Source organism: Stenotrophomonas nematodicola (assembly GCF_009467805.1).
GTDB lineage: Bacteria > Pseudomonadota > Gammaproteobacteria > Xanthomonadales > Xanthomonadaceae > Stenotrophomonas > Stenotrophomonas nematodicola.
This window is the reverse complement of the sequence record NZ_WIAY01000006.1, coordinates 136,743-148,761: the sequence shown is the minus strand read 5'-3', so window position 1 is coordinate 148,761 and position 12,019 is coordinate 136,743. Positions and strand designations below refer to the sequence as shown.

The following is a 12,019-nucleotide window of genomic DNA, read 5'->3' as shown; positions in this document are numbered from 1 at the left end:
CATGAAGACCTATACACGTGTCACCTGCCTGCTGCTCGCCTTGGCTGCGGTTGCCTGCAGCCCCCGGGGCGACCCCACCGCGGCGCAGGCGTCGGCCACCGCGCCGCCTGCGCCGGATTTCGCGGGCGAGCATGCCGCATGGGTAAAAGGCCGTGCGGCGGACTTGGGCAAGGCCGATGGCTGGATCAGCCTGATCGGGTTGCACTGGATCGAAGCCCGAACGCAAAGCGTCGGCGCGGGCGAGGGCAACACCCTCCAGTTGGCCATCGCACCGGATCGACTGGGCCAGGTGGAGAAGCGCCCGGACGGCGTGTACTTCACGCCCGTTGAAGGCGCGCGCGTCACTTCCGACGGCACACCCGTGCAGGGCGAGGTGCGCTTGAAGCCTGAGGGACAGGGCGGTGGGACCAGGCTGGCCTATGACGAGGGCAAAGGTCAGATCACCGTGATCAGGCGCGGCCAGCGCGTGGCCTTGCGGGTGCGCCACGCCGATGCGCCGGCGCGGCTGCAGTTCACCGGACTGGATTTCTTCCCGCCCGATGAGCGCTGGCGTGTGCAGGCACGGTTCGTTCCGCACCCGGCCGGCAAGACCCTGCCGATCGTGAGCGTGATCGGTGAGGTCGCCGATACTCCCAACCCCGGATACGTGCTGTTCGAACAGGACGGCCGCCCGTGGCGGTTGGAGGCACTGGGTGATCCGGCGAAAAGCCTGAATCTGATGTTCCAGGACCAGACAACTGGCCGGCAGACGTATGGCGTCGGGCGCTATCTTCGCACCGGCCCCGTGGCGGCGGACGGCACGGTCGCGCTGGATTTCAATCGCGCCTACAACCCGCCCTGTGCTTACACGGATTTCGCCACCTGCCCGCTTCCGCCGCCGGAGAACCGCTTGGCGGCGGAAGATGGCCGGGGTCAGCGCGTACGGCTGGCAGTGCTGGCGGGCGAGAAGAAATACGCGCTCGCCCAGCGCTGAGCACCTTGGCCGCAGTCGTGCGCGACCGCGTGCCACAGCGCCGCACGCTTGGCTGATTCACTCCGGGGCCAGATCTTCCAGCGCCTGCAGCGCGAATGCGGCGCGATCGCGAAGCTGCGCCTCTGTCAGATAGAAATCTGGCTCCGCTTCAAGCACCGCCACATCCCGGGTAAACGAATCGACGTCGCCAAACAGCGTGTCCAATACGGCGAACTCGCCTTCGGGGCGGATACCGTGGTTCTTGAACAAGGTCATGAACTGCAGGCTGAAATCATCCATATCCACTTCCCTCGCAAGGAAGCGTCTGATCAGCACCTCATACATCTGCCGTGGTTCTGTCACTTTCAAACCCCTGATGTCCAGATGCTCCAGTGGCACGTGCGGGCCGAGTGCATCATACACCCGGGTTCATCCCACATCCTCGGCACCCAGCTGCGCCGTCAGCAGGCGCGTCAGACTCTTGCGGGCGAAGTATCCGTGCAACTGCCGCGCCTTGATCAACTGCGGGCGCAGCCGCCGTTTGCCATCCTCGCGGTGCTCGATCCGATAGCATTGCGAGGCGCCGCAGAGCTCGGCCTGGCTTGCCGTCACCGTGGTCACCGTGACTTCCAGGCCGTTGAACGCCACTTCCGTCTTGATCGCGGGATTCTCCGTGCAGGCCCGGTCGATCAGGGCCGAAACCACCTCAGGTCCCGCTCGCCGCCGCTGCTCAATGCGCGCACGTTGGTGGCGCGGCGCGCATCGTCGTCCTCGCCGGGGCACGCATCGTTCCAGCGTTCATTGCGTTCGGGGATGACGGCGCGGACCACGTTGCCGTTCGACTCGATCAGATTGATGACCACGTCCAGCATGTAGACCGGCTCCAGGCCCAGATTGGTGACGAAGCAGTGGGCAGCCAGATCCCGCCTGCCGCCCTAGGTGATCAGGATCGGCGGCAGCTGCTGGCGCCTGTAACTACGCAGGAAGAAGCTGACGTAAATGATCCAGATCAGCGCCGTTACGCAGGTCATGGCGGCGGATATCAAGGCGGCATGTTGGGTAAGCGTCTGGAGCGTCTGGAGCGTCTGGATGCTAGGGCGGGTCCGGGCAGCAGTATTGCTAGGGGGGGGTAGGGGGGGGCGGGCCAGCGCTGTAGGAGACTAAGGTGCCAGTAGGAACGATGCGGCTATCAGGACTGCTTGACTCTACAGGCACAGCGCGCATCTAGCAGGCTTGTCCAATGCGCTTTCGGAGGTAAATAGTGAGTCAGAATTCTGACGGCTACTCCGATCTTTTGCCAGGCATATAGGTATGCTGAGCAGGTTTGCATGCCCGAATTAAGTTGCTCGGATTTGTAGGTCATCTGCAATGCGTTGCTGGGTGGGCCCCTTTGTAGCGCCGGGTGTCATTTTCTTGACTCCTTTCGCCTTTAGTCGGGGGTAGGGAATTTCCTATTGTATAAAGCAAGCAAGAGTCGTTTAATGTCGCCGAGCATTTTGTTAAGGAAATGTCTAAGTGGCGCATCCTGATTTCTATGTTTCCGCTGTGCAATACAACAGCGATGGCTCGCACATTGCAAAGCTGCGTGTGCATAGGGTTGATAAGACCAACGGCACCTTCAAGGAAGGTAGCTACAGCGACGTGACGCGTCCTCAAGTCATCGAGTCGGTCGAAAAGAATGTGACTTTCACTACCATCGTCCGGAAGCCGGACGGTGGGTGGCGGCTCGGTGCGGCGCTGGAGATTATGTCGGTCAAGACCGATTACCTCAAGACCGTGCGGGATGAATCGACGCGCGACAACCTGGAGAAGTTGCCCACTTTCTGAGCGGGTCTTGCGACCCGAGGCTCAGGTCAAAATGCGTATGAACACGATGTTGGCCGGGTGCTTAATGGGTGATATCCGGAGTCTCAATGTGCAGGTAGTGCACGCCGTCCTCCTCCAACGAGGCGGCCAGGCAACCTCCCAGAAGTTCTGTGCTTCCATCAGGGTGGTAAATGCCGAAGGAGCTGGCAAGGCCTGCTCCGCCCAGGAAAGGGGCGATGGCGTCGAGTTGAGCCTTACTTAGGCCTTCCACGCGGGCTGTGCCAACGTGCCGTGAATAAATTTCAAGCCAGTACATCGGTTGCTGTGCCCGTTCGGTGGATTGGTGGATTTCTAACAGAGAAGTTGGAGGCGTCAAGGGTGTCGTACAGAGATAAGCTGACGTTGGGCACGGTTGGAGGACAGCGAGGCATCTTTCTCCAGTGCAACAAGTCGGAGAAAAAGTCGGTGGTTCGTAGATATTTTCCGGATGGCAGGCGGCAGTGGATGAGTGAGAAGGTGCAGTCCAGGCACACGGATGGCACGCCAAAGCATCTCCACATTCCAATCTTGGAAGAGGGCGTCTACGAGGTGCTCGGTCAGCCCAAACTTAGCGGGTTCTATGCGCTCTACCTTAACGAGAAGGGCTACATGTCCTACTGTGCGCTGGATCCAAACATGGCCGCCGCGCTGCTGGCGAAGTTCGGTTCCGATGGGCTGCGTGCAGCCTTGGTCGCTATGGGGAAGGCGGTCTATTGACCCGCACAGGCCTGTCAACGATTGCATGACGACGGAAAAGTCATGTTGGAAGTTGGCTTTAGTTGGAATGTAGCGGGCGCGGCTAGCATTGCCCCATGCCTGGAAAAGCAAGGACGGGCGGCTGCCAGTGGCGGCGAACTAGGCCGGCAGGTCTTGGCGGCTTTGTGGTGCATGGCCCGTCTGTATTCAGGGCCTTTTTAATAGAAGATTCTCCTCTGATGGCGGTTCCCGCCAACGGGCGGAGCATTTCGTCTCAACCTTGCTCAGATGAGTAACCTTAGCCAACAGGGGGCTAAACGTGGCTGATAGTATCGAGTTGGATTTCTTAGGGGTTGAAACTTCCAAAAGCGGTGACGCCATTGGCGTGCGTTACGAGTTGAATGGGCAGACCCGGATCCATGTGGTGGATGGTGGCTACCTGGAGACCGGTGATCGCCTGGTCGAACACATCGCCAAGCACTACGGTACCGGCAAGGTTGACTCGGTGGTGCTGACCCATCCGGACAGCGATCACGCAAACGGCCTGCGCAAGGTCCTTGAGCGTTGCGAAGTGGGGGAGCTTTGGATGCATCGGCCTTGGCTCTATGCGCAAGAGCTTCTCCCCCGGTTTGAGACCTACAACTCCGTGGATGCTCTGCGTAGTCGCCTGCGCAAGCTGTATCCGGGGCCGGCGGCGCTGGAGGAACTTGCGCTTGAGAAGAACATCCCTATCCGCGACCCGTTCCAAGGCGCCTGCATCGGCGATTTTTTGGTGCTGGCCCCGACGCGTGCCCGCTACTTGGACCTCGTGGTCGCATCCGAGCGCACGCCAGAGGCAGCGAGGGAGCGCACGCTCGTCGAGGCGTCTCTCGAAGGCTTGGCTGCGTTGGCCAAGGCTGCCAAGAACTTGGTACAGGGTTTGTGGGGGCAGGAATTCTTCCCAGTCGGTGGGACCAGCGAAGAGAACGAGATGAGCGTGGTGCAGACCATCGTCATCAATGGCAAGCGCGTGCTTCTGACTGGAGACACGGGTCGTAACGGCCTCACTGAAGCCGCCGACCACTTGGAGGCGATGGGTGGGACGCTGCCTGGCGTCTGGGGATTTCAAGTGCCACACCACGGGGGGCGTCGAAACGTCAACACCGAGGTCCTCAACCGCTGGTTGGGCGAGCCGCTACAGTCCCAGGAGGACGGGTACAACTTCAATGCGGTGTGCAGTTCCGCCAAGGCCGACACGGCGCACCCTAGGAAAGTCGTGGTGCGCGCGATGATCCACCGGGGTGCACATTTCTGTGCCACGGAAGGTCGGGATGTGTTGCTCTCCACCGGCATCTCGCGGGCCAACTGGGGAAGCATCGAGCAGACCCCGTATCCGCCCGACTACGAGCAGGACTGAGGGAGCGAAGACCAACGTGTCCAATCCTATTGCTCTAGGTCAGCTGCTTGCCCAAGTATCGGATCCCTATGATCGCAACGCTAGGCTTGCTCCTGCTCTGATCGTGCTGATGCCGCTGACCGTGTCCTTCATTGCAGCGTTTCGAGACGAGCTCGACACTATGCAGGTTGTGGCGACCGTCATTGCGACTTTCTGCGCGCCGTTCTTGCTCTCCAGCGTGGTGCGCTTCCAGGGCAAGAAGCTCGAAGAGAAGTTGGTCAGGAAGTGGGGAGGCATGCCTTCCACTATTCTTCTTCGTCACCGAAACGAGCGACTGAACCCTGTTACGAAGGCCGGGTATCACAAGGCGATCCAGGAAAAGCTGAAAGCAGAGGTTCCGTCGGCTGCCAAGGAAAGGGGCAGCCCGGGCAAGGCCGACCATGCTTACGAGGACGCTGTTGCCAAGCTGCGGGAGAGGACTCGCGGCACGGAAGCGTTGGTGTTTAAGGAGAACATCTCCTACGGCTTCTTCCGGAACATGTCGGCGCTGCGCCCATTTGGCGTGGCGACCTCTGCCGCCGGCGTGCTCGTGGGCCTGCTTATGACCGGAGCGTTGACCCTCAATCCGCTTGCTTTTACTTGGTCGTCGCTGCTGCACCCAGGCTTTGAGGGCGGCACGACACTGCTGGTTTCGGGGGTGTTGCTCTTCCTGTGGTGTAGCAGCTTCAGTCATTGCCGCGTCGAGAGCGCGGCCTACGCATACGCTGAGAGGCTTTTGACAGCGTTTGATCGTCTTCCCAGCAGCCAATCGCCGTGACGGGGACTGCTCCGGCGCGTTGCTGAATGGAATGGCGGGATGCCCCTACGTTTGCGTAAGGGCCATTGCCTTTGGGCAGGCGGCCAAGTGCGGGAGCGCGCCGGCTGGCACGGTCCAGCCGATGCGGATGCCATCCAAATGAGTGGTGGGGTGGTGTGCCGTTGCTCGGGCGTGACCCGGAGGGCCGACGTTAGCGTTGCCAGGCGCGGGAACGGCCCAGCCAGTGTGAGTCCAGCCGGCTGCATCATACGCGTGCACTCCCGCAGGGCGAGGGTGGGAGACCCCGTACTTTCCGTGCGCGTTACCAGGGCCGAAGGAATAGGCCAACCGGGCGTAGTCGAGCGCCGGCAAGGGCACCGGAGCGCCGGCGCCATGGACGCGGGCCCCGTGGTGGGTGGCCACCAAGCCCGTAATGGGATGTTTTAGGGCCCCTGGAATGTTGTGGTAACTGGCATCGCCAGGCAACAGCCAACGCTTGCCTCTGCGCTCGGCGATCAGCGCCAGTCCTGACTCATTGCGGTCACCTGCAGGCCCTTTGCAACGAACGAGCTTGATTCCAGAACCTAGGCGAACAGTGGCCGAAGTGCTGAGCAGAAGCGTTCTTCCTCCCGCGGCCCAAATGTTCATCAGGAACACAATGTGTTTGATCGTCTCTGGGATGGGGGCAATCCAGGTGCGCGTCAGAAGGCCTGTATCAATGGTGGCTCCAGCCCAATGGTCTGCGTCCCAGTGGGAAAGGACAACAATAGGGTCCGCGCACTGGCAGAAGCTGATGTTCGGTGGCCGCGTGGGAGCATTGCGGTATACGCCGCAGCCCACGTCAAAGTAGATGCGCGCAACGCCTTCGCGGCACAGCAATGCATTGGCCGACCCCTGGCCCACATCGAGCACCGCTAGCTCCTCAATGTGCCGGGCCGTGGGCTTGGGCTTGGGCCTTGCGCGGGACATCAGAGCTTTGCTTGGAAAAAACATGAGGTTGTTCAGCTGCTGACTCCTGCGGTGCATCAGTGGAAGGCGCAAAGCGTCAAATGCCACAGTCTGGGGCGGGGAAAAGAGGTTCGGATACAGTTGCCCGAGTAGTTGGCCCTCATCGGAAAGCTCAAGAAACATCCAGCGCCTGGCCTTTGGCCTAAACCGGCGATTCGCCTCGTCGAAGAATATGGTCAGCTGCAGGTGGAACAGCGGTGCCTCTTGAAAGAACTCCTCGCATGCGTCGGCGCTCGCGGCATTGTTGTTCAGACCACAGCGCTCGCTGAATTCGGCGAACCACTCCGCCTCCACCCCGTCCAAGCCGACCAAGGCCAACCCTTCGCCCAACGGTTCGATAAAATCCACTTGCGCATACAGTCCCTTCGGGCGGGTGCGCTCCGGTGCGTCGAACGAGAAATGCGGGTTCATCGGAAACTCCATGTAAGCCAATTGCATTGAATGCTGCGCTCTATACGCCCGGTCATATTGCTGGTCGGCTAAGCTTGGGGGACGAGGCCTGCGTTGGTGGCGCCATCGACGGGGCTCTGCACCAACTCATCCAGACACCTCCGGACAACCCTCATTGCCTCTCATAGCCATTCAAGCCAAGGGGCATGGCGAGAGCTTAGCTCAATAGCCTCGCACCGGGGCCTTGGGGGGGGGTGACAGCTAGAAATCTGTGAGACTGTACGCCTAGGCTCTCCATCCGAGCCCTTCTTGAGCTCTAGCTCCTTGCTTGCCTCCGCCTGCGCCCTTGGCAAACGGCGTGTAGTGTTGCCCGTTCGAGGGACACACAACGCAAGAACCACTTGCTTCCAGCCCACTACGGCGTAGGAGCAAACTGAGCGTGGGCAATTTAGCCTTTCTTGCGCCGGGCTCATCAAGTAGGCGGTCTCACTAATCAGTCAGAGCACGGGTGCGGACGCGCGGCTTGGTGAGGGGGCGATCCCACGCCCTGGTCTCAACCAGGCAGGTCGCCCACGTCTAGTCGCGCCCCGTCTAAATGTCGCGTTTAGAGGGCGACAGTTATGTCCGAGGCAAAAGGACTGCCGAGAGCTTGGGTTCGGGCCCGCTGGCGCCTTCACGCAGGCCAGCGGCCTCTTGCTTACTTGATCAAGAAATCAGCGGGTGACTTGCCGCTGTTTACTAGGGCTGCCATCCATCGGGGTTGCCTGCCGCGGCCGGTCCACGTTTCGCTTGCGTTGGCGGGGTTCCGATATTTAGGAGCCACCTTGCCGCCACTCGACTTTGTCGACTTCCTTCCCCCTTTCTTTTTCGCCGGCGGGTCCGTCAAGTTGGCCGGCGCTCCGTATAGCTCTTCAATCGTATAGCCATGGTCACGCACGTATTTGTTGATCTTGGCGCGCATAGCGGAGGCCTTGGGGCGCGTGAGGACTTTGGTCTGTTGCTTTTCAGCTGCGGTGATTAAGGAGCGCAAGTCCTTGGCCGACAGGCCGCTAAGATCAATGCTCATGAGAAGTTTTGCTAGGGATGGGAGGGCCAAGATTAGTCCGGAAGCTGCACTATCTCCAGTGCCTCCGTGGTGGGCTGTAGGTGCACGCGGGTCAAGCTCGCCCAGGCTTATCGTGCAACGGAGCATCTTCGACAAGGCCGCAGGCAGTAAATTCGTAACCCCTGTTGCCCGTAGTTCCGGGATTCACTAACGATGTGCTTTGGAGGCGCTATGTCTTCTTATGGACTGCGGCAGAGTCAAGAGTGGTCTGGGCGCTGTTGCGTCTGGCCTCGTATTTCTGGATGCTGAGGACCTCCTTCTTGGTGCTGTCCAGAACCCCGGTGACCAGTTGTGCGTAGGCCTCTAAACGGGTGGCTCCTGTCTCTGGGATGTGGATGCCCGACTCATAAAACAGCCCATCCTTGAGGTAAAAGGACACGCGGAGGTCAAGTTGAGGAATCGGCCATGCACGGTTCATCTGTGACTCAACGTCGTCTTCCGGAATGATGAAGAAAAGAACGAACGTATTATTCCTTGATAGTTCAAGGAGCTTCTCAAATGTGGCGAAGTCCGGAGGATGCTTCCGAATGACCTCCAAAACAATGTCCGGTTGAGAGTGACTGGCGCAAAATGAAGATGTGGCTTTGCCGCAAAGATCTGATTCAATGTAGCTGCCGTCTGGATAGCGAACCCGTGCATCCGATCCCGTGAACCATTTGTAGTCGCTGCCGGCCCGTGACTTGAAGATTGGCTGGAAATCATACCGCTTCTTCTCATTCTTCTTTGCCGCGACTCGTCCACTTTTAGGGTGGATGTAAGCGCTGAAAGTCGGAACCAGAGTGACGATCTGAAATGCATCGCCAGACTTCTCCAACATGCGCTTCAAATAGATTATGCATTTGTTATGCGTCGAGTTATGAGCATCGCCAAGTAGGCGTTCTGCCGGAGCACTTCCAATGACCCTGAAGTGCTTGCTCGTTGGATGGTTTACCGGAACAACGATCTGTTGTTGCTCATTGCGAAGAACAGTCGAGCGCATTTCTGCCAGCTCCTTGGCCTTCGCGATGTCCAACTCTGTGTAGCTCTTGTTGTTCTCGCCTCTTGCAATCATCTGCCTATCCATTGGGAAGCATGACCAGATGATGTCGCCTTATAGATCGCCTTGCAACGTCATTAAGGCGCGGAGCGTTGGGTCAGCAGTCGCTTGGCAGTTTGGTGCCAGTTCGTCGGGAGATGTGGAAGACTCATCAGCATGATATCCATCTCATCCTGTAGATCTCGGGGAAGGCGGGGTGCGGATTTAAGTGCCTCTATCACTCGTCGGTGGTCATCGGTGCGACCTTCCTGAATCAATCTGTCAATCCACTGGTCACACGCCTCGTATTGCAGGGCGCGTATGGTGGCGACCTGCCATGCATTCCATACCTCCTCCAGCGTGTCATGTTCTCCGCACAGCGAACGCCCCAGATCCGAGGGCTCCCGATCAGCGCAAACTGCGAGGATGTAAGCAGAACGCCCGGAGGTCAGCCGAAACCCGCAGGAGTCAAAGTATTTTGTGTGTTTTTTTTGGTGCATTTTCCAGTCTCCGGTCGCAATCTATCGCGAGCGGTGCACATGTCAATTAGCCCCATGCAGGCCCTGTGGAGGACGGTGCATCGCGCGTCCAGTCGGCGGGTGGAATGTCCATCGGCGAGGATGCGGGATGTCGGGTAGTTTGGTCTGTGGGCCCGACGTCCTTGAGTCAAACAGGCCCATCGCGCCTCGTCTTAGTCAGGGCCAATTACTTGCTTGGCGATTGCTGTCGGGCTTGGTTATCCAGTGCGCCCGCCCTAAGCATGGGGGCGCTTTGCCATGTTCATCGATCAGGCCTCCCGGACATCATCCCGGACTCCATACGCGAGCCGAGTGCCGGTGAGTACGCTTATTTCGGAGCGCCGCAATGTGGCTCTCGGTCGATGCATCCCTCTGGGAGAAAGAGTTGCACCTAACAAATTCTATGTCCTCCCAGAAGGCGACAACAGAGAAAAGCATCTGCTCCAACAAACTGCGAGGGAGCGTAATAGCGGCGAAGATGGGGTGGGATGGCGCACCAGCTGGGACGCTGATCTCGATGCCGGCGATGCTCAACACGGTGCCGGGGGCCAGCCAATGGGACCAGAGCGATGGGCACAACGTATGGAGTTCTTCGGCGGAGGATCCATCCCCATGGCGTAGAGCGTTAGCCAATACTCTGAGCACCTTGAGGTCTTGATAGTCTCCGAAGAGCTGAATCGGAGCGTCGAGCAGCTTCTTGAAGTGTCCCGGAATGCTGGCCGCCTTATCTTCAGACCAGTCGCTGCGTTGAATGCCTCGTTGAGCGCGGGCGTCCCAGGCCCTGTGCTTGGCGATCGCAAGGAGAAGGCTACGAATCCCTCTCTCATGCATGGATTGAGTGGTCAACAGAAAGCCTTCAACTGTCCGGTGATGAAGGGCTGCATATGAGTCTGCTCCAAAGATTCTTTCGGCCGAGTTCTCGCTTTGCTCCAGTGCGGAAATCTTGTGCTCTAAAGCGTCCAGCGAAGGAGCCACCACTTCGTCGCGGAACATGGTGAGTGCATGCATGTCTAAGCCAGCGAAGGCAACGAAGTTGTGGTCAGACCATCGGATCTGATCCAGGGTGGAGGGTTCAAATGTCATGCCAAGGCATCCTTGCAGAGGGCCACCATTTTCCCTGTGCGACCCTACGGAGCACCAGTACTTTGAACTCATCTGCAGATGGGGCGGGCGCTGCCCGTTTGTGCCTGCGGTGATTGCAGGTAGCGTGAGCAGCTACCACGTTGTGCCTGGAGTCTTTGCCCCCGTCCTGCTTGGCAACTAGGTGTTCAGCGGTACATCTGAACGGAGCAGCCGAACGTGCGCGAAGACCTAGTTCATCCGGGGAGGCTTCCCACATTTTCATGCCGCAGTAGTAGCAACGACCAGACTGTTCCTGGAAGGCAAGGGTGCGGAGAGCTCTAAGTGTCTTGCTGGTCATGGTGGACTCCGGAATCGATAAGGATTCCCGCGCCCCCATTGGGTGGACCTCGGGCGCCCGGCCCCTAAGGTGGCCGAGCACAAGCCTGCGCTTCTGCGACTGACAATCGGGTTATACGGTGTAAGCGCGGGTCGCGGCAAGCCCTAATCAAAGAGGCATTGTGGGCCTGATCTCCAACCTGCAGCCCGCATTGAGGTGCCGTGGCGAGTGGCTTTGCCAGCTCGATCGAAACCGGTGCGGCATTGAGCGGGCCGCGGGACCGAGGGGAGTACGACTCGGCGGGTGAGCTAGCGGCGCGCATCCCCTCATTGGGCGGGGTCTAAATCTTCGGAGAGCTGCCGCCAAACATGGGTGGCCGTGGCACCAAGGTTGATGAGAATCGCAGCGTCCCCAATCTCGGAAAGCCGATCAAGGAGGTGCCTTCGCTCGTCCCCCTTGAACACCCAGTAGTGGTGGTAGGGAGGGGAACAGACCAAAGCCGCATCGGTGGAGGGTGCCCCTGTCCGGAACAGCCGCCTCAGACCCTCTTGGGACACTACCGAGTTGGCCTGGTCGTAGGTCAGTCCCATTTCTATCAGTTGCTTCGCCAGCCGCATCAGGCAGAGATCAGTGAAACCAAATCGCTTCCAAGATGCGCGGACGGTGCTCAGATCCGGGGCGGCAGCGTCTTTGCCCACCATCGGGATTAGAACCCCGCTGCGGCCCAAGAGCCCCCGCTTGAGGTAGCTACGCAAGCCCTCGTAGCCGATGCCTACTATCTCTGCGGCGCGGGCGGTGGTGACGGTAGTCTCCATCTCGACTCCAAAAGTGGTGTTGTTAGGACCAATAGTGGACCGAGTGAAAAGCGGTGTCAACAAGACCGATTTGCGGGTGTCGCCTAGGGCAGAAAAGGGATCGGA

14 protein-coding genes are annotated in these 12,019 nt (G+C 59.4%); 5 read left to right on the top strand and 9 right to left on the bottom strand.

The annotated features are described in order from the left end of the window. Position 1 precedes the first annotated feature (1 nt). Complete coding sequence (locus tag GDJ08_RS16540) at positions 2–973, top strand: DUF1684 domain-containing protein (RefSeq protein WP_153165295.1); 972 nt, start codon at positions 2–4, stop codon at positions 971–973. A gap of 57 nt (positions 974–1,030) precedes the next feature. Here GDJ08_RS16540 and GDJ08_RS16535 read toward each other — a convergent pair whose 3' ends face one another. The 3 genes from GDJ08_RS16535 to GDJ08_RS16525 are packed head-to-tail and all read right to left on the bottom strand — an operon-like array spanning position 1,031 to position 1,824. Beyond that, positions 1,031–1,375: a colicin immunity domain-containing protein gene (locus GDJ08_RS16535; protein ID WP_153165294.1), complete on the bottom strand. Its 345-nt coding sequence runs from the start codon at positions 1,373–1,375 to the stop codon at positions 1,031–1,033. A gap of 6 nt (positions 1,376–1,381) precedes the next feature. Next, positions 1,382–1,657: a hypothetical protein gene (locus GDJ08_RS16530; protein ID WP_153165293.1), complete on the bottom strand. Its 276-nt coding sequence runs from the start codon at positions 1,655–1,657 to the stop codon at positions 1,382–1,384. Next, positions 1,642–1,824, bottom strand: a complete 183-nt coding sequence (locus tag GDJ08_RS16525) for a hypothetical protein (RefSeq protein ID WP_153165292.1) — start codon at positions 1,822–1,824, stop codon at positions 1,642–1,644. The genes GDJ08_RS16530 and GDJ08_RS16525 overlap by 16 nt, the downstream gene beginning before the upstream one ends. 643 nt (positions 1,825–2,467) lie before the next feature. Between GDJ08_RS16525 and GDJ08_RS16520 the strand changes: the two genes are divergently transcribed. The 4 genes from GDJ08_RS16520 (at position 2,468) to GDJ08_RS16505 (ending at position 5,685) form a co-directional block, all read left to right on the top strand. After that, positions 2,468–2,779, top strand: coding sequence for a DUF3892 domain-containing protein (locus GDJ08_RS16520; RefSeq protein ID WP_152151115.1), 312 nt, complete (start codon positions 2,468–2,470; stop codon positions 2,777–2,779). 483 nt (positions 2,780–3,262) lie between these two features. Continuing rightward, on the top strand, positions 3,263–3,514 hold the full coding sequence (locus GDJ08_RS16515; protein WP_152151117.1) for a hypothetical protein: 252 nt from the start codon (positions 3,263–3,265) through the stop codon (positions 3,512–3,514). A 298-nt stretch (positions 3,515–3,812) separates the two neighbouring features. Continuing rightward, a complete protein-coding gene (locus GDJ08_RS16510; protein ID WP_152151119.1) occupies positions 3,813–4,889 on the top strand; it encodes an MBL fold metallo-hydrolase in 1,077 nt (358 codons plus the stop codon). A gap of 16 nt (positions 4,890–4,905) precedes the next feature. Then, positions 4,906–5,685, top strand: coding sequence for a hypothetical protein (locus tag GDJ08_RS16505; RefSeq protein WP_152151122.1), 780 nt, complete (start codon positions 4,906–4,908; stop codon positions 5,683–5,685). 45 nt (positions 5,686–5,730) lie between these two features. Here GDJ08_RS16505 and GDJ08_RS16500 read toward each other — a convergent pair whose 3' ends face one another. The 6 genes from GDJ08_RS16500 to GDJ08_RS16480 form a co-directional block, all read right to left on the bottom strand. After that, positions 5,731–7,083, bottom strand: coding sequence for a ComEC/Rec2 family competence protein (locus GDJ08_RS16500; RefSeq protein WP_152151125.1), 1,353 nt, complete (start codon positions 7,081–7,083; stop codon positions 5,731–5,733). 676 nt (positions 7,084–7,759) lie between these two features. Then, complete coding sequence (locus tag GDJ08_RS16495) at positions 7,760–8,128, bottom strand: H-NS histone family protein (RefSeq protein ID WP_152151127.1); 369 nt, start codon at positions 8,126–8,128, stop codon at positions 7,760–7,762. Between the two features lie 208 nt (positions 8,129–8,336). After that, positions 8,337–9,218, bottom strand: a complete 882-nt coding sequence (locus GDJ08_RS16490) for a hypothetical protein (protein ID WP_152151129.1) — start codon at positions 9,216–9,218, stop codon at positions 8,337–8,339. A gap of 767 nt (positions 9,219–9,985) precedes the next feature. Further along, positions 9,986–10,783 carry a hypothetical protein gene (locus tag GDJ08_RS16485; RefSeq protein ID WP_152151131.1) on the bottom strand — a complete coding sequence of 266 codons (798 nt, stop codon included), beginning with the start codon at positions 10,781–10,783 and terminating at the stop codon, positions 9,986–9,988. Then, the gene (locus GDJ08_RS20245) at positions 10,773–11,039 is read right to left on the bottom strand and encodes an HNH endonuclease (protein ID WP_226956584.1); all 267 of its coding nucleotides are present in this window, start codon (positions 11,037–11,039) and stop codon (positions 10,773–10,775) included. The genes GDJ08_RS16485 and GDJ08_RS20245 overlap by 11 nt, the downstream gene beginning before the upstream one ends. Before the next feature lie 386 nt (positions 11,040–11,425). Then, positions 11,426–11,914, bottom strand: a complete 489-nt coding sequence (locus tag GDJ08_RS16480) for a hypothetical protein (RefSeq protein ID WP_152151135.1) — start codon at positions 11,912–11,914, stop codon at positions 11,426–11,428. Positions 11,915–12,019 lie beyond the last annotated feature (105 nt).